Origin of the sequence: Paenibacillus sp. FSL L8-0641 (assembly GCF_038006265.1) — a bacterium.
Taxonomy (GTDB): domain Bacteria; phylum Bacillota; class Bacilli; order Paenibacillales; family Paenibacillaceae; genus Paenibacillus; species Paenibacillus polymyxa_D.
This window is the reverse complement of record NZ_JBBOUW010000001.1, coordinates 4,173,847-4,191,124: the sequence shown is the minus strand read 5'-3', so window position 1 is coordinate 4,191,124 and position 17,278 is coordinate 4,173,847. Positions and strand designations below refer to the sequence as shown.

At 45.5% G+C, this 17,278-nt stretch carries 15 protein-coding genes and 1 tRNA gene; 9 read left to right on the top strand and 7 right to left on the bottom strand.

The features are described 5' to 3' along the window. Positions 1-10: 10 nt before the first annotated feature. From MKY16_RS18920 to MKY16_RS18910, 3 genes are all read right to left on the bottom strand, one after another. Positions 11-886 (bottom strand): carbohydrate ABC transporter permease, encoded by an 876-nt coding sequence (locus tag MKY16_RS18920; RefSeq protein WP_340956590.1) that lies wholly within the window; start codon positions 884-886, stop codon positions 11-13. 33 nt (positions 887-919) lie between these two features. Beyond that, positions 920-2,203 (bottom strand): ABC transporter substrate-binding protein, encoded by a 1,284-nt coding sequence (locus MKY16_RS18915; RefSeq protein WP_340956588.1) that lies wholly within the window; start codon positions 2,201-2,203, stop codon positions 920-922. Between the two features lie 197 nt (positions 2,204-2,400). After that, positions 2,401-3,882, bottom strand: coding sequence for a PTS transporter subunit EIIC (locus MKY16_RS18910; protein WP_029518394.1), 1,482 nt, complete (start codon positions 3,880-3,882; stop codon positions 2,401-2,403). A gap of 318 nt (positions 3,883-4,200) precedes the next feature. Between MKY16_RS18910 and MKY16_RS18905 the strand changes: the two genes are divergently transcribed. Continuing rightward, on the top strand, positions 4,201-5,025 hold the full coding sequence (locus tag MKY16_RS18905) for an MIP/aquaporin family protein (RefSeq protein WP_340956585.1): 825 nt from the start codon (positions 4,201-4,203) through the stop codon (positions 5,023-5,025). 32 nt (positions 5,026-5,057) lie between these two features. Then, positions 5,058-6,551 carry a glycerol kinase GlpK gene (glpK, locus tag MKY16_RS18900; RefSeq protein ID WP_340956583.1) on the top strand — a complete coding sequence of 498 codons (1,494 nt, stop codon included), beginning with the start codon at positions 5,058-5,060 and terminating at the stop codon, positions 6,549-6,551. 85 nt (positions 6,552-6,636) lie between these two features. On the opposite strand, the gene MKY16_RS18895 is transcribed toward glpK, so the two are convergent. Further along, entirely contained in the window at positions 6,637-7,677 is a 1,041-nt protein-coding gene (locus tag MKY16_RS18895; protein WP_029518397.1) for a LacI family DNA-binding transcriptional regulator, read from the bottom strand. Between the two features lie 311 nt (positions 7,678-7,988). On the opposite strand from MKY16_RS18895, the gene MKY16_RS18890 reads away from it, so the two are divergent. Genes MKY16_RS18890 through MKY16_RS18880 form a run of 3 tightly spaced genes read left to right on the top strand, consistent with a single transcriptional unit; the run spans position 7,989 to position 9,982 of the window. Then, positions 7,989-9,335, top strand: a complete 1,347-nt coding sequence (locus MKY16_RS18890) for a GH1 family beta-glucosidase (RefSeq protein ID WP_340956582.1) — start codon at positions 7,989-7,991, stop codon at positions 9,333-9,335. An 18-nt stretch (positions 9,336-9,353) separates the two neighbouring features. After that, positions 9,354-9,632, top strand: coding sequence for a hypothetical protein (locus MKY16_RS18885; protein WP_029518399.1), 279 nt, complete (start codon positions 9,354-9,356; stop codon positions 9,630-9,632). Between the two features lie 26 nt (positions 9,633-9,658). Next, positions 9,659-9,982, top strand: coding sequence for a hypothetical protein (locus tag MKY16_RS18880; RefSeq protein WP_238437838.1), 324 nt, complete (start codon positions 9,659-9,661; stop codon positions 9,980-9,982). A gap of 86 nt (positions 9,983-10,068) precedes the next feature. On the opposite strand, the gene MKY16_RS18875 is transcribed toward MKY16_RS18880, so the two are convergent. The 3 genes from MKY16_RS18875 to MKY16_RS18865 form a co-directional block, all read right to left on the bottom strand. Then, on the bottom strand, positions 10,069-10,833 hold the full coding sequence (locus tag MKY16_RS18875; protein WP_165148785.1) for an exodeoxyribonuclease III: 765 nt from the start codon (positions 10,831-10,833) through the stop codon (positions 10,069-10,071). Between the two features lie 16 nt (positions 10,834-10,849). Beyond that, positions 10,850-11,929: a hypothetical protein gene (locus tag MKY16_RS18870; RefSeq protein WP_069011259.1), complete on the bottom strand. Its 1,080-nt coding sequence runs from the start codon at positions 11,927-11,929 to the stop codon at positions 10,850-10,852. A 311-nt stretch (positions 11,930-12,240) separates the two neighbouring features. Beyond that, positions 12,241-12,314 (bottom strand) — tRNA-Arg (locus MKY16_RS18865). A 257-nt stretch (positions 12,315-12,571) separates the two neighbouring features. On the opposite strand from MKY16_RS18865, the gene MKY16_RS18860 reads away from it, so the two are divergent. From MKY16_RS18860 to clpX, 4 genes are all read left to right on the top strand, one after another. Beyond that, positions 12,572-13,480: a hypothetical protein gene (locus MKY16_RS18860; protein WP_185156363.1), complete on the top strand. Its 909-nt coding sequence runs from the start codon at positions 12,572-12,574 to the stop codon at positions 13,478-13,480. Positions 13,481-13,623: 143 nt separating this feature from the next. Beyond that, positions 13,624-14,937: a trigger factor gene (gene tig / locus MKY16_RS18855; protein ID WP_028541569.1), complete on the top strand. Its 1,314-nt coding sequence runs from the start codon at positions 13,624-13,626 to the stop codon at positions 14,935-14,937. Positions 14,938-15,348: 411 nt separating this feature from the next. After that, on the top strand, positions 15,349-15,939 hold the full coding sequence (clpP, locus tag MKY16_RS18850; protein ID WP_016324659.1) for an ATP-dependent Clp endopeptidase proteolytic subunit ClpP: 591 nt from the start codon (positions 15,349-15,351) through the stop codon (positions 15,937-15,939). 12 nt (positions 15,940-15,951) lie between these two features. Further along, positions 15,952-17,208 (top strand): ATP-dependent protease ATP-binding subunit ClpX, encoded by a 1,257-nt coding sequence (clpX, locus tag MKY16_RS18845; RefSeq protein ID WP_013311623.1) that lies wholly within the window; start codon positions 15,952-15,954, stop codon positions 17,206-17,208. The last annotated feature ends 70 nt before the right edge of the window (positions 17,209-17,278 follow it).

The following is a 17,278-nucleotide window of genomic DNA, read 5'->3' as shown; positions in this document are numbered from 1 at the left end:
CTTCCCATCGTTATTTTTTACCTCGAACAAGTTTCCAGTTGATGATGGAGAATAGAGCAATGATGAGGAACATGCCCCATCCGACGGCTGCACCATATCCAAAATAGTTGTTAATGAACGACTCGCGGTACAGGTATAAAACGATGGTCATGCCACTTGCCCCGGAACCGCCGTCATTACCGACCAGGACCTGTGGCTCGGTGAAGAGTTGCATACCGCCGATGGTGGACGTAATGACCGTAAACAGAATGACTGGGCGCAGCATGGGGATAGTGATGCGGAAAAAAGCTTGCGCTCCGGTTGCTCCGTCTATTTTGGCGGCCTCATACAGCACATGCGGAATACTCTGAAGTCCGGCCAGATAGATGATTGCGTTATAGCCCATCCATCTCCATACGACCATAGAAGAAATGGCAATTTGGATACCCCATGGCACATTCAGCCATTGAACCATGGGCAGTCCCAAGAGTTGCAGAAGGTAGTTGAGAAATCCGAAATTGTTGGCAAATAAGGCACCAAATATGATGGCAACAGCCACAATAGACGTCACATTGGGCAGGAAGAATCCAACTCGCCATAAGGTGCGCATTTTCACAAAAGGGGCATAAAGCAGGAAGGCAATAATCAGTGCGAAGAATAGCATTGGAATCGTTGCATACACCCAGATCACAAAGGTGTTGCCTACAGCCTGCCAAAATTCATGATCTGTTACAAGGTAGCGAAAGTTGCCCCAGCCGTTGTAGGTCATGTCTCCGATTCCGTCCCATTTGTGAAACGCCAGGTATAATGAAAAACCAATCGGAAACAGTCCAAAGATGCCAAACAGCAGATAAAACGGCGAGATCGCAGCATAAACGGCACGGTGCTTCCAGATTTCTCTCAGCATATTGTCCACACGCCTTTTTTGAATTTTGTTTTTTTATCGCTGTAATTCCCGTTCGATTCGTTCCATGGTTTCCGTCCATAATACATCGGAATTGGCATCCTGTTTGGCGACATTAGCAAGGCGACGGGTCACAATGCCGTGGATGACAGGATAGCGCTCGCCGAAATAGCTGCTTTTCACATTTTGTGCGGAGGCGGCGAAGATGAGTCCGGTGGCCTGACCTCCAAAGAAAGGCTCGGGTGTTCCCATGATAGGATCGTCAAAGACACCGGGAGTGGACGGGAACAGTCCGATTTTGTGGTAGGCTTCCAACTGGTGTTCCGGGTTTTGCAGCCAGGTCAGGACTTCAAAGGCTTCTTTGGGATGTTTGCTGGATTTGAGGATAGAAATGAAAGAACCACCCAGGTTGCCGTCTCCTCCAGGAGCACGGGCGACTCTCCATTTGCCCGCTGTATCCGGCGCGGCCTCTGTGAGAACTTGCTTCATCCAAACAGCCCCTACAAAAGAGGCAATTTTGCCGTTATTGACCGAAGCGTTCCATTCGGGAGTCCAGCCATCCGCATTGGCGAGCAGATGCTTCTTGTGGAAATCGACAGCGGTTTTCCAGCCCAGACGGATGTCAGGAGATTGATTGCCAATATAGCTGCCATCCGGCTTGAAGTAGAGGTTTGTATGCTGAGCGAGCACTTGATTGTAAACGTTTACAATATTATCGGCCAAAAACGAACGGCTTCCGAATTTCTGCTGAAGTTGTTCTCCGGCTGCCATGTAATCATCCCATGTGCGGATCGAGGCACTAACCTTTTCAGGATCACTAGGCAAGCCTGCTTGCTTAAATAGATCGCTTCGATAGAAGAGGGCAGTAGGCCCAGTATCCATGGGAAATGCAATCATTTTACCATCAGGAGTGATCCCCTGATTCCATTTCCATTCCAAATATTGAGCTTTTAGGCGGTCTGCTCCGAGCTCCCTTAAATCATAAAAACGATCCGCACTTGGAAATAGCTCCACCATCCAGTCGTTCAGAGCTACGATGTCTGGTTCACCAGAACGAGCTGCGAGCGTTGTCTTCAGTTTAGCTTTGAAGTCACCACCTATTTTTTGAGTTTTTAATTCAATGTTGGGAAAGTGTTTTTCCGCTTGGGCGAGTAGTTCATCATCAATGGAACGGTTCCAATACCACAATGTAAGCGTTATCTTTTTTCCATTTGACAAATTAGTTTCAGATGATTGACTTTCAGAGAACGAGGGTCCACTACAAGCACTGAACATAGTGAGAAAAGTAAGACATAATACCAACCATTGTACTGTCTTCACATCATTTCCCTCCTTGCTGTCTGAGATAATCTGCCTGCTAAACAAGTTGTAAATGGTTTAGCTCCATCATATGAAGCTGTTACCCATTTATGTGCATTGCCTTAACCAAAAACAAAAAATTTGAAACGTTTATCCATAAAAAAAAGCACGTGCGTCTGTTATATGAAGAACGCACGTACTTAAGTTAGGGATTCAGCTCATGACATCAACCGCAGTATTTCATCTTTCAGAATTTCGGACCGAGTCCCGAAAATAACCTGCAGGGTACCGTTACCAAGCCTGATGATTCCCGACGCTCCGAGCTGCCTGAGAGCTTGATCGTTAACTGCTTTGTCGTCTTTGACGACAAGACGCAGCCGTGTGATGCAGGCATCAATGCTTAGGATATTGTCCGAACCGCCGAGATAGGTTAGTACCCTGCCTGCCTGACTGGACGGAGTGTCGGATGTAGCGTTTGCTTTTTTATTGGGTACAGATTCGTTAGCCTCAGACAGGAGACTGTCTTCTCCATCATCTTCACGCCCAGGAGTTTTTAGGTTGAATTTGAGAATGATAAATCGGAACAGAAAGTAATAGATGAGGGCGAAGACAAGCCCGACCGGGATCATTCGCAATGGGTGAGTGGAGAGTTTCATATTGACCAAATAGTCAATGAGTCCTGCTGAAAAGGAAAAGCCCAGTTTGACATCCAATAGGTATACGACCAGGCCGCTCAGGCCTGTCAGCAGAGCATGAACGCCGTAAAGCAATGGTGCAATGAACATAAACGAAAATTCGAGGGGCTCGGTAATTCCGGTCAGGAACGATGCCAGCGCAGAACCGATGAAAATGGAAGCGACGGCTTTACGTTTTTCCGGTTTAGCCGTATGGATGAATGCGAGAGCGGCTGCCGGGAGAGCAAACATCATAATAGGGAAGAAACCGGACATGAATAGACCAGCTGATTTATCGCCTGCAAAGAAACGGGTCAGGTCACCATGAACAACTTCGCCAGCTGCATTCGTATAGTTACCAATCTGAAACCACGCGATTGAGTTTAGTACATGATGCAAACCGAGCGGGATCAGCAGCCGATTGGCAATCATGAATACCATTGATCCGATTCCGCCAAACCCGACAATCCAGTTGCCGAAGGCTGCAATCCCATCTTGTACCGGACTCCAGATCATTCCGAGCAGAATGGCCAGAATCATGGTCGTGAAGGCGGTAATCATGGGGACAAAACGTTTGCCTGAGAAGAAGCCAAGCCAATCCGGGAGCTGAATATTATGATATTTTTTAAACAGAAAAGCAGACCATCCACCGATAAAAATACCACCCAATACGCCCATGTCCAGCTTGACGTCGTCTGGAATATATGCAAATATACCCGGCACTGCCGCCAAAATACGGGTCAACACCATATAGGCAATGACTGCCGATAATGCGGCTACTGCGTCGCCTGCCAGACCAATGGCAACACCAATGGAGAAAATGAGCGCAAGGTTACCGAAGATAGCCCCCGCCCCCTCGTTCAGAAAAGGAGTGACATAATGATTCAGAAATCCGCCAACTACGGGACCAAACGGTATATCCGTTTCATAATTAATCAGAGCTAATCCTTGCAAAATCCCTGCGGCGGGTAGAGTAGCTACTGGAAGCATTAACGACTTGCCGATTTTTTGCAGAAATTTCAGCATAACATTCTTCCCTTCTTCATCGAGTTTGGGAGTGTCGTATTCATCCTGAAATCCTTACTTGTGCCCATTTTTTTACATCATAAATCGGGGGATCTAACATGGTCAACGATTATTTTAAGCTATGAAATGACGTAAATCCGCAGTTGACATCGCTTACATGCTTATATAGTATCAAATTTAAGTTAATAATCGTGACGGAGACAAGAGAGCCACGCAGACATCCCATGGTACAGCACAGGGTTGATTTGTGATGGCTTTTCTTTTTTTTGTGCGATGAAAGCGATCAAAATCGGGTGATCTATTGAGGAGGTAGGTTGTATGTCGCCATACGCAGCCGAATTCATAGGGACAATGATTCTTATTGCCCTAGGTGGCGGAGTGTGCGCAGGGGTGTCCCTGAAAAAGTCATTTGCCCACGCTTCCGGCTGGATTGTGGTCGGAATGGGTTGGGGGCTTGCGGTAGCTATTGCGGTGTATGCAGTGGGTCAAATCAGCGGAGCGCATTTGAATCCGGCAGTTACACTCGCGTTGGCATTTCAGGGTAGTTTTCCATGGCAAGATGTATCCGGCTATATTGTGGCTCAGCTTCTTGGGGCCATGGCGGGTGCGATCATCGTCGTTTTGCATTATTGGCCCCACTGGAAAGAGACGGAGGACACAGCAGCCAAACTCAGTGTATTCGCGACAGGACCAGCTATTGATCATCCGTTTGCCAACGTGCTTAGTGAAATGATAGGTACTTTCATCTTTGTTCTTGCTTTACTGTCGTTTGGTGCCAATTCATTTACAGACGGCCTGAAACCGCTGATTGTTGGTTTTTTAGTTGTCAGTATCGGTTTATCCCTTGGAGGCACAACGGGCTATGCCATCAATCCAGCGAGGGATTTTGGGCCGCGTCTGATGCATTATTTACTACCGATTCCCGGTAAGGGGGCGTCCAACTGGAAATATGCATGGGTGCCCATTATAGGACCGCTATTGGGGGGATCTTTCGCAGGGCCATTTTATCAGGCTGTTTTTAAGGGGAGTGTGACTCCAGCTTTCTGGATTTTACTAGGGATCATCGTGATTGTACTCTTGATTACCTTCCGTATGAGTCGTACTTATAAAAATCATAAAACGGATCACAAACTTACAGCGTAAAAACGATGGATTTACACGGGGAGAGATGAACAATGGGAAAATATATTTTGTCACTAGATCAGGGAACGACAAGCTCAAGAGCGATTTTGTTCAATAGCGAGGGAGATGTAGTGTACTCGGCTCAGCGAGAATTTCCGCAATATTTTCCTCATCCCGGCTGGGTAGAGCAGAATGCGAATGAAATCTGGAGTTCTATTCTCGGAGTCATTGCCTCCTGTCTTTCCGAATCCGGTGTAAAAGCAAATCAAGTGGCTGCCATCGGCATTACCAATCAGCGAGAATCGGTGGCTGTGTGGGACAAAAATACAGGAGTGCCCGTATATAATGTACTCGTATGGCAATCACGCCAAACCTCGGACATCTGTGATGAATTGAAGCGACAAGGGCACGAGGAACTGTTTCACAGCAAAACAGGGCTGCTGATCGACCCGTATTTTTCAGGCACTAAAGTAAAGTGGATACTGGACCATGTAGAGGGCGCGCGGGAAAAGGCGGAACGAGGTGACCTGTTATTCGGTACGATTGACTCGTGGCTGATCTGGAAACTATCCGGCGGAAAGGCACATGTGACGGACTACTCGAATGCAGCCAGGACGCTCATGTACAACATTTATGAGCTAAAGTGGGACGAAGAGCTGCTGGACATTCTGGGTGTTCCGAAAATCATGCTGCCTGAGGTAAGGCCTTCTTCTGAGGTATATGCGCACACCGTGGATTATCATTTCTTCGGTCAGAATGTACCGATCGCCGGTGCAGCAGGTGACCAGCAAGCAGCCTTGTTCGGTCAGGCATGTTACGAAAAAGGGATGATCAAAAATACTTACGGCACAGGCTGCTTTATGCTAATGAATACGGGGGATCAGCCTGTTGAATCTAAACACGGCCTGATTACGACCATCGCTTGGGGACTGGAGGAAGGCAAAGTGCAATACGCACTCGAGGGGAGTGTGTTTGTAGCGGGGTCGGCGATCCAGTGGCTGCGAGACGGGCTGCGTATGTTCCGTGAAGCGAAGGACAGTGAGCCTTATGCCGCTCGTGTTTCGTCTACGGAAGGAGTGTATCTTGTCCCCGCTTTTGTCGGACTGGGGAGCCCCTACTGGGATAGCGAGGTGCGCGGAGCGATGTTCGGCCTAACACGAGGGACCACGAAGGAGCATTTTATCCGCGCCACATTGGAGTCACTCGCTTATCAGACCAAAGATGTGCTTACAGCCATGGAGATCGATTCAGGTATTGCGGTGAAGACGCTGCGGGTGGATGGAGGAGCTGTATTGAACAATTTTCTGATGCAATTCCAGAGCGATATTTTAGATGCAACGGTGGAGCGGCCAGTGATCCATGAGACGACGGCACTGGGGGCTGCATGTCTGGCAGGTTTGGCTATTGGATATTGGAAGAGTACGGATGAACTTCGTAAGCGGGTGAGGGTGGAAACCTCTTTTGCCACGAATATGGATGAATCAACACGTGCAGGCTTGTATGAAGGCTGGAAAAAGGCTGTGAATGCGACGATGGCCTACAAGTAATGATTAAGCGCTGGGTCTCTGAATATTAAACTGCAAAAAGATGACTTCTGAATCTTATCAGGAGTCATCTTTTTTAAGGCATGAGCTAACCTTTGACCTTCGTATGGTTCCAATGTTGGCCGGCTCCGCAGGAACTACGAATGACCAGTTCCGGCTCGACTTTAATACATTTGGTATCCATTTGTTTATTCATCAGGTCAAACAGCACCATAGCAGCTAGACGGCCTATTTTTTGCTTGTCTTGTTTTACAGTCGTCAGTGGAGGTTCGGTATAACGACAGGCTTCTATATCATCACATCCCACTACAGCAATATCCTCGGGTACCCTCAAGCCGCTTTCCTTGAAAGCACGTATGGCACCAAAGGCAAGCAGGTCGGTCGCCGCAAAAATAGCTTTTGGTAAATTTCCTTGCTGTATCCACGCCTTCGCGACCTGGTATCCATCTTCTGCCGCGTAGTCCTTACCATACACGACCCATTCAGGTCTAACATCAAGACTAAACCGTTTTAGTGAAGCAATAAAGGCCTCCTCTCTCTCTTTAATAACCAAGGAGGGGCGTTCAATGCCTATAAACCCCATGTCGCGGTATCCATTCATGTAAAAGTGCTCAACAACCTTCATTGAAATCTTCTGATTGTCGGACATAATGTAGCAAGAACTGGCTCCGGTTAGTTCAATATCGACACCGATACAGGGGATAGGGCTGGCATCGAGATCAAAAACACTCTTCTCCACTTCATCTCCAGCAATAATAATGCACCCGTCCACTGAAAAATATTTCGAGCGAGCCAAATAGTCCTCTCCATTATCCAGAAATTTCTCATTTGAAAAAAACAATAGGTCGTAACCAAGCAAGCCAATCTGTTTTTTGAAGACATTAATGATATCTACAAAAAAAGGATGACTAAAATCAACATTCAGCTTACCAGCGAATATAACGCCTACCAGATTAGATTTTTTGGTAGCAAGCGTTTTAGCCGAGGAGGAGGGTCTATAGCCTGTTTCCTCCATGATTTTAAGTACCCGCTGCCGGGTTTCCTCACTGATGTCTGTGTAATTGTTAATGATTTTCGAAACCGTTGCTACTGAAACGCCTGCCATGCTAGCTATTGTTTTTATATTCATGGAATCCTCCGCAACTAAACTGATTTAGTTAAATTGACTTTGTTTTTCAAAATTAATGATTACTCGTATTCTATGCTACCTCATAGAAGTGAGTCAACCGTGCTAATAAAGGATGACTCCTAATATTTTAAGGAGTAATAACGGTGATTTGTGTTTTATTTGATAATTTACAAATCTCTATTTACAAATACAGGCTATCCGATACATAATAGTAGCTGTAATTAACTAAACCGCTTTCGTAAAGGTAAGTGTATTTATTCTAAGATAGCCGGAGCTGTGAAGTCTTGATTCCTGAAAGGATGATACCAAGTATGAATGAGAATACCTATACATTCCCCACCACGTTTATGTGGGGAACTTCGACCTCTTCTTATCAAATTGAAGGTGGCGTGGATGAGGAAGGAAGAACGCCTTCTATTTGGGATACTTTCTGTCAAGTACCCGGGAAGGTGATCGGAGGGGACTGCGGAGATGTGGCTTGTGACCATTTTCACCGCTTTAAGGAAGACGTGCAATTAATGAAGCAACTTGGCTTTTTACATTACCGTTTTTCCGTGGCCTGGCCGCGCATTATTCCCGCACCTGGCGTGGTTAACGAACAGGGGCTACTCTTCTATGAGCGTCTGCTGGATGAGATTGAGTCGGCTGGGCTGATTCCAATGCTGACGCTGTATCATTGGGATCTGCCGCAGTGGATTGAGGACGAGGGTGGCTGGACGCAGCGAGAGACTATCCAACATTTTAAAACGTATGCCTCTGTAATCATGGATCGATTTGGACAGCGTATAAGCTGGTGGAATACGATAAATGAGCCCTACTGCGCCTCTATTTTGGGCTATGGTACAGGCGAGCATGCCCCCGGCCATAAGAACTGGAGGGAAGCTCTTGCTGCCGCTCATCATATTCTGATGTGTCACGGGATAGCCATGAACTTACACAAGGAAAAGGGCCTGACGGGCAATATCGGTATTACGCTGAACATGGAGCATGTCGATGCAGCCTCTGAACACTCCGAGGATGTAGCCGCTGCTGTCCGGCGGGATGGCTTTATTAATCGTTGGTTTGCCGAGCCATTGTTTAACGGGAAATACCCTGAGGATATGGTGGAATGGTACGGGGAGCACTTGAACGGATTGGATTTTGTACAGCCTGGTGATATGGAGCTGATTCAGCAGCCAGGGGATTTTTTGGGCATCAACTACTACGCCCGCAGTATCATTCGAGCGACTACAGACGCTTCGTTGCTTCAGGTCGAGCAGATTTCCATAGAAGAACCGGTAACGGATATGGGATGGGAGATTCACCCTGAATCCTTTTATAAGCTGCTGACACGGATTGAGAAGGATTTTACCAGAGGATTACCCATCCTGATTACAGAAAACGGAGCAGCGATGAAGGACGAACTGGTGAATGGAAAGATTGAAGACATTGGGCGTCAGCATTACATTGAGGAACATTTAAAGGCATGCCATCGCTTTATTGGGGAGGGAGGTCAGCTTAAGGGCTATTTTGTATGGTCATTCCTCGATAACTTCGAATGGGCCTGGGGATACAGCAAACGTTTTGGGATTATACACATCAATTACGACACGCAGGAACGGACACCCAAACAAAGTGCGCTGTGGTTCAAGCAAGTGATGGCGAATAACGGGTTTTAAAAAGAAAAGGGGTGCACGATGCAGCAGTATTATTTTGACGATCAAGGACGTTTTGTGATTGAGAATTTTGCGCAGGCCAAGCCCTTTTCCAGTTTTCTACCCGGTATTGCTGGGGTTCAGGGAATTCCTCTGTGGGCGTATTATGTTAATCGTGGACAAGGAATTGCGAGCTTTGGTGTGGAGGATAAGAATGGAGCCATCATGGAGTTTTTTCCGGCCAACCGAACAGCTCCTTTATTGCTAGCAGTGCTAATCCTGATGCAAGTTTGCATGGAACGGGATATATCGCGAGGCTGAGCGGATCTACGGCAGAATTTATTCATATGTGGATATGGATGATGACGGGCGGGCAGCCGTTTGGCTATGATCATAGGGGCCTATCCTTGAAGCTGGAGCCCAAGCTGCCAGGCTGGCTGTTCACAGCTACAGGTGAGCTATCTTTCTGTTTTCTCGGAAGCTGTCAGGTGACTTATTTTAATACGGATCGCAAGGATACTTATCCACCGGAATGCATAGTGACCCAGTATGTACTGCATTACGCTAGTGGCGAAAAGAAGACGATAAGACAGGCTATATTAGATCATAAAGAGGCACAAGATGTGAGAGAGCGGTTGTTTTCCCGTATCGAGGTATATTTGGGGACATAGCTCCATTCATTAAAGCGGTCATGCTGCAATAACAGAGCATGACCGCTTTTTAAAGTTTCATAAATCCTTGTGTCAGGGCAGGGGACTTATGCTGAAATATCTTGCAACTCCAATATCACAGGACAGTGGTCACTGCCTGTAATATGACAATCAATGTTCGCATCCATCAATAGCGAACGAAGTCTCTCCGAGACGAGGAAGTAATCGATCCGCCAGCCAATATTCCTTTCTCTCACCTTTGGCATGTAGGACCACCAGGAATAAACATCCGTCCGGTCAGGATAAAAGGTTCTGAAGGTATCTATAAATCCGACGTCTAGCAGCTGTGACATGCGTTCCCGTTCCTCAGGCGTAAAACCGGCATTTCCGTAGTTAGCTTTGGCGTTTTTGAGATCGATCTCCTGATGAGCTACGTTCAAGTCTCCACACACGATGACAGGCTTCAAAGCATCCAGTTGTTGCAGGTAGCTGCGAAAACGGTCTTCCCATTCCAGTCTGTAGGGCAGTCGGGATAAGTCCCGTTTGGTATTCGGTGTGTACACATTGACGAGATAAAATTTTTCGAATTCCAAAGTGATGGTTCGGCCCTCCGGTTCTTCATTTTCTTCAAGTCCATAATGCACAGAGAGCGGCTTGATTTTGGTGAAAATAGCCGTGCCGGAATACCCTTTTTTCTCAGCATAATTCCAGTATTGTGTGTATTCCTCCATGTTTTCCATGAGGATCTGCCCTTCTTGAAGCTTCGTTTCCTGTACGCAAAAAATATCGGCATTCGTTTCTTTTAAATAAGTATAAAACCCTTTGGTCACACAGGCTCTTAAGCCATTTACATTCCAAGATATTAATTTCATTTGATTAATCTCCTTGCTACTTCACGCGGTCAAGCGATGTGATTTGTATATCCTTTGTTGACATAAGCTTATAAATGTCTTCTATCTTGACTTCATAGGTCTTTTCATCAAAATGGTCCTGACCAAACATATAATCGTTTAGTTCTATTGCCTTAAGGTTTCGGTTGGTATTCATAGCCGAAGGGAAGTATTCGATGTCTAATGAGGCTTTATTTCCGGCCAACACTGTTTTGAGAACTTTTGCAGTTTGTAATACCCGTTCTTTTTCCAATGACAATCCTGAGTCAGTTAGATCCTCGAATACAATTATACGAATATATTGATCGCCGACCGCTTCGGGATTCAGTTTAAAATCGTCGTATTCTTTGATCATTTTATCTGTTTCCCCTTCTTGCACCCCAGAATGAACAGCGGCTGCATCATTGTACAGCTTCTGTATAACAGGTTTGAGCTTCATGTCCAGTTGGCTCTCCCAAAGGGCGTTAAGATATTTTTCTCTAAATGGGACATCCTCATAAGGACGCTTGGTCATGTTAAAGAGGACGGAAGGATGACGATTAGAGATCGCCTCCATGGTATATTCAGTGAAGGGAATACTATGATAGCTAATATTTTGAATTTGAAAGTCCTCTCCGTATTTCTGCTCCAGATATTGCTCTGATTCTGCGGCTACGTTGCGTTTATTTTCACCTGTTTGTGTAAAAGGTTCTATAATATCTACGTATTTCATTGTGACTGCAAGAAGTAGAAGTGTAGCTCCCACAGTGAGACTGAGCAACATGCGCCATTTGGAAGGCAACGATGCACTTGTCGGCGCGCTACCCACATTGCTTGTAATTTGAAAAGATCGTATTGTAAAAATAATGCCTAAAATGTGGAGAATAATGGCCAGCGGTCCCGAAATAATAAGCAGGTATCCGAGAGAAAATAATGTAAAATAGATCAGAATTCCCTGTGTGATGATCAGAGCCGCTCCTCCAATCATATAGGAAGGAATGGCGAGATAAAACATACCCAATCCAGTACCTAATATAGAAAGCAAAGTGGCAACAAAACGATGAATTTCCCGCGACTTTTGGAGTTTATTCGTAGTCAAGGGAGTCAGCCAACCTCCTTTACTTCAAAATGGTGTAACATGATAGATGATAGCAATATCTGCGTTTTATTGAAAGAGTAGTGACTTGAAACCAGCGCCTAAAGTAGCGTGGCAGACTATTCTTTCTACATTATTTATCATCAAAAAAAGCTCCCTTGCGGAAGCTTTTTTTGATGTAATTTATCAAGAGAGATACTCTCCCTATAGTTGACTGCGAAGTATAGGCTAACGATGCCGATGGGCCGACGTTCCCCTGTGAGTTATCTCATGAGAACAAAAAAAGCCTCCATTATGGAAGCTTCTTGTTATGACGTCCCAGGAGGGATTCGAACCCCCGACCGACGGCTTAGAAGGCCGTTGCTCTATCCAGCTGAGCTACTGGGACATAAAATTCAAGCGAATATTAATATATCATATGGATAAAAGAAATTCAAGTCTTATTTTGCATATATCGCTTATTTAGGCTTTATACAGCATAAATTCTGAGTAGACGTAGTTTTTTTTGCCTTATAAAAGGGTATGTTAGAATACAGGTGAATATGTGTAAGACGAGTGGTTGGACTTCGGCTACTGTTTCTCATATAATCTACAAATACTTGAGCTTGTGAAGGAGAGGGGGTGCCTTGAATAAAGGACTCCAAGGTGACGACAAAAGAAAATAATATTGTATTGTTTCCGAAGACACTGGACTATTATCAAATCCAACTTACTGTGATGCTTGAAAACGAACGTTACGGAGAGGCGATGGCGATGCTGCGTTTTTTAATGCAGTGTCAGGGACAGGAGCAGAAGCAATACGATGAATGGAACGCTCTATTACAATGGCTGGAAGCTGCATTTCCACAGTACGCTGACAGCGGGGCGGTAACGGACGCTGTGGAAGAAGAGGTCAGTGAAGTAGAGTTAGCTCGCCGTCATGCACGCTTTAAGCAGGAGCAGGATGCGGGCTACGGCAACAAGCTGTTGCGGATGGCTATGGATGAACCCTTATCCGAACAGACGATTTTAGCGTTGGAGCAGTTGTCCTATTTGGAACTGCCAGAAATCGACGATGCCTTGCTTCGCTGGATTACGGACCGGGAAATCCATCCTTTACTTCAATTCCGTGTTCTACAGACAATGCGACGACGCGGAATGGAAGGGACGATAGAAATCAGACGGGGTGATGAACAAGCGGAAATCGACATTGAAACGGTTCCGTTACAGCCTGGTGATTTTCCAGAGTCGATTATGCGTATTTTGGAACGGGTGGCTGATCAGACTGAGGTGCACGAGCCTACACTATTCTATTTTGCACAGGAGTTGTGGTCACAGTTTGTGATGGCAGTATACGGTACGAATGATTATAGATCCATGTTGGTGGAAGAGGACGGAATGCCGGATATTTGGGCTGCAGCACTCCATCAGACCGTTTCGGAAAGTTTGAACGGTAATAATAATGAGGAAGAAACCCGTGCTATATATGGTATTACAGATGCGTTGCGCTTCCGTTTTGAGCAGGCGTATCGGTCGATGCGACTATTCGTAGCGGCGGGAATGCACACTCCTTAGTGACCGGAAACGTTTACCTGTGAAGCATTCAAAGGGCTGCTCTTGAAAAAGACAGTAATGTTAGATATACTATAGTGGTTATTTTGTGTGCGTTGATTGTAATGAAAACTAAGTGAAGATTTTGTTGGAGGGGAAAGCATAAAATGAAAGCAACTTGGGAGAAAATAGAGAAGAACCTTGGGGTTCTTGAAGTTGAGGTTGACGCGGATCGTGTAGCCGCTGCACTCGACAAAGCTTTTAATAAAGTGGCAAAACAAGTAAGTGTACCAGGATTCCGTAAAGGTAAAGTACCACGTCCTATCTTTGAAAAACGCTATGGTATTGAAAGTCTGTACCAAGATGCAATTGACATCCTGTTGCCAGAAGCTTACAGCCAAGCTGTAGAGCAAACGGACATCTTCCCGGTTGACAGCCCTGACGTTGAAATTGATCAATTTGCTAAAGGCGAATCTTTCAAGTTCAAAGCAAAGGTTACTGTTAAACCTGAAGTGACTTTGGGCGATTACAAAGGCGTAGAAGTGCCTGTAAGCAAACTCGAAGTAAGCGACGAAGAACTGGCTCAAGAACTGGAGCGCCTGCAACAACGTCATGCTGAACTGGTTGTCGTTGATGAAGATGCTGCTCAATCCGGTGATACAGCTATTATTGACTTCGACGGTTCCGTGGACGGTGTACCATTCGAAGGCGGACAAGCTGAGAAGTATTCTTTGGAACTGGGATCTAACACATTCATCCCTGGTTTTGAAGAGCAAGTGGTTGGTTTGCACACTGGCGATTCCAAGGACGTTGAAGTAACGTTCCCTGAGAACTACCATTCTGCTGACCTCGCTGGCAAACAAGCGGTATTCAAAGTGAAAGTTCACGAACTGAAACGCAAAGTTCTTCCTGAGCTGGACGATGAATTTGCTAAAGATGTAAGCGAATTTGACACACTGGCTGAATTCAAGGAAGACTTGAAAAAGCAATTGTTGGATCGTAAGGAAAACGAAGCTAAAGCAGCTCGCGAGGGTGCTGTAGTGGAGAAGGTTGCTGAGAATGCAACAATCGACATTCCTGAAGCAATGGTGAAGAGCGAAGTGCAAAACATGGTTCGCGATTTCGACAACCGTTTGCGTAGCCAAGGTATGAACCTTGAAATGTTCCTTGGATTCTCTGGTCAAAGCAAGGAAGACCTGGAAGAGCAAATGAAAGCTGATGCTGAGAAGCGCGTACGTAACAACCTCGTGCTGGAGCAAGTGGCTAAAGCAGAAAACATCGAAGTTTCCGAAGCGGAAATTGATGAAGAACTGAAAAACATGGCTGAAGCTTACAAACGTTCAGTTGAAGAAATCCGTAGCATTCTGGAAGGTAACGGCTCGTTCGCTAACCTGAAAGAAGAAATTTCACTGCGCAAAACCATTGCTTTGTTGGTGGAAAACAGCAAAGAAGTAGAAGCGCCAGTTGAAGCTGCTGAGTAATTCAGACGATAAAATATACGGAGTATGCTGTAACAAGCTGAAACGTAGTAATTAGATAGGGATAAGGCACGTAGTGAAAGTTACGTGCCTTATTTTTACCTTTGATAACCCAAATTTTAGTCGTTTATGGAAAGTGCTGTGAGTCGCGTTTTCTTGTTTTACATAAGTCACTACCGTATATTTGCACATACATACGAAACATGGTTAAATATGAGAAGGTCTCGGCAGAGTGTACTGTAAATAGCCCGCACTGCATATATGAGCGCATGCAAATATGACACGAGACTCTGAACATGTTAAAATATTTTGTAAGGTGTTCACGTTTCATGCTTGCTGCTTCCGTTTTAATGGGACATAAGGAAGCGGATGAATACAGGTGTTCATTTTAATAAAGAAAAGAGGTTGGTCGTGATGAGTCTCGTCCCTATGGTTGTGGAACAAACGAATCGAGGAGAACGATCTTACGATATTTACTCGCGGTTGCTTAAGGATCGTATTATTTTCCTAAGTGGCCCGATTGATGACGATGTCGCCAATCTCGTCATTGCACAGCTATTGTTCCTTTCTGCGGAAGATCCAGAGAAGGATATTAATTTGTACATTAACTCGCCAGGCGGTTCTGTAACTGCGGGCATGGGTATATATGATACAATGCAATTCATTAAGCCGGACGTATCGACGATCTGTGTAGGCATGGCTGCAAGTATGGGTTCGTTGCTGCTAACAGCGGGTGCGCCAGGTAAGAGATACGCGCTTACCAATAGTGAAGTCATGATTCATCAGCCACTTGGTGGCATTCAGGGGCAAGCCTCCGATATGCTGATTCATGCGGACTGGATTATCAAAACACGTGCTAAGCTGAATCAAATCTATGTAGAGCGTACGGGTCAGCCCCTCGAAAAAATCGAACGTGATACTGACCGGGATTTCTTCATGGAAGCGGAAGAGGCAAAAGCATACGGTATCATTGACCAGGTGCTGTCTAAACCGATTAATCTGTAAAGGGGTGGCTCTATGTTTAAATTTAATGATGAAAAAGGACAATTGAAATGTTCTTTCTGCGGTAAATCTCAGGATCAGGTTCGCAAGCTTGTTGCCGGACCGGGCGTATATATATGTGACGAATGCATTGAGTTGTGTACGGAGATTGTAGAAGAGGAATTGGGTCATGAAGAAGAAGTAGATCTGAAAGACATTCCGAAACCAATGCAAATCCGTGACATTCTGGACCAATATGTTATTGGTCAGGATCAAGCGAAAAAATCGTTGTCTGTAGCGGTATATAATCACTACAAACGAATTAATACTCAAAACAAAATTGATGATGTGGAACTGCAAAAAAGTAACATCTTGATGCTTGGACCTACAGGTTCGGGTAAAACGTTGCTTGCGCAAACCATGGCTAAAATTTTGAACGTTCCTTTTGCTATCGCAGATGCCACTTCCCTTACGGAAGCAGGTTATGTGGGTGAAGACGTTGAAAATATTTTGCTGAAACTGATTCAAGCTGCCGATTATGATGTAGAAAAAGCCGAACGCGGCATTATCTACATTGACGAAATTGATAAAGTAGCCCGCAAATCCGAAAACCCGTCCATTACGCGTGACGTTTCGGGTGAAGGTGTACAGCAGGCGTTGCTTAAAATTTTGGAAGGCACGGTTGCTTCTGTACCACCTCAAGGCGGTCGCAAGCATCCACATCAAGAGTTTATTCAAATTGACACCACGAATATCCTGTTCATTTGCGGTGGTGCCTTTGATGGTCTGGAGCAAATGATCAAACGTCGTATCGGTAAAAAGGTTATCGGCTTCAACGCTACGAGCGAACAAAAAGACCTGAAACCAGGCGAATATACTTCAATGGTATTGCCTGAGGATCTTTTGAAATTCGGTCTGATACCGGAATTTGTAGGACGCTTGCCAGTAATTTCTACGCTGGAGCCGCTTGATGAGAACACATTGGTTCGTATTCTGTCCGAACCGAAAAATGCGTTAACCAAGCAATACCAGAAGCTGCTTGAGCTGGATAATGTGCAACTGGAGTTTAAGCAAGATGCTCTGGAAGCCATTGCTCGTGAAGCGATCAAGCGTAACACGGGTGCCCGTGGCCTTCGTGCGATCATCGAAGGTATTATGCTGGACGTAATGTATGAGGTTCCTTCCCGTGAGGATGTGACTACTTGCGTCATCAATGAGCAGGTTGTAAAAGACAAAATCGCACCGGAACTCGGTGGTACAGATAAGGATAAAAAACAAGAAGAGAGCGCCTAAGGATTGATACTTCGCGATCTCTAAAACATGAGAAGCCGGATCTCCACTTCACTAAACCTGTATGAGGTTT

Coding starts and splice junctions, on each gene's coding strand:
- MKY16_RS18920 (WP_340956590.1), bottom strand. CDS start 886: ATGCTGAGAGAAATCTGGAAGCACCGTGCCGTTTATGCTGCGATCTCG.
- MKY16_RS18905 (WP_340956585.1), top strand. CDS start 4,201: ATGTCGCCATACGCAGCCGAATTCATAGGGACAATGATTCTTATTGCC.
- clpX (WP_013311623.1), top strand. CDS start 15,952: ATGTTTAAATTTAATGATGAAAAAGGACAATTGAAATGTTCTTTCTGC.
- MKY16_RS18895 (WP_029518397.1), bottom strand. CDS start 7,677: ATGAATATAAAAACAATAGCTAGCATGGCAGGCGTTTCAGTAGCAACG.
- MKY16_RS18885 (WP_029518399.1), top strand. CDS start 9,354: ATGCAGCAGTATTATTTTGACGATCAAGGACGTTTTGTGATTGAGAAT.
- tig (WP_028541569.1), top strand. CDS start 13,624: ATGAAAGCAACTTGGGAGAAAATAGAGAAGAACCTTGGGGTTCTTGAA.
- MKY16_RS18875 (WP_165148785.1), bottom strand. CDS start 10,833: ATGAAATTAATATCTTGGAATGTAAATGGCTTAAGAGCCTGTGTGACC.
- MKY16_RS18890 (WP_340956582.1), top strand. CDS start 7,989: ATGAATGAGAATACCTATACATTCCCCACCACGTTTATGTGGGGAACT.
- clpP (WP_016324659.1), top strand. CDS start 15,349: ATGAGTCTCGTCCCTATGGTTGTGGAACAAACGAATCGAGGAGAACGA.
- MKY16_RS18910 (WP_029518394.1), bottom strand. CDS start 3,882: ATGCTGAAATTTCTGCAAAAAATCGGCAAGTCGTTAATGCTTCCAGTA.
- MKY16_RS18880 (WP_238437838.1), top strand. CDS start 9,659: ATGTGGATATGGATGATGACGGGCGGGCAGCCGTTTGGCTATGATCAT.
- glpK (WP_340956583.1), top strand. CDS start 5,058: ATGGGAAAATATATTTTGTCACTAGATCAGGGAACGACAAGCTCAAGA.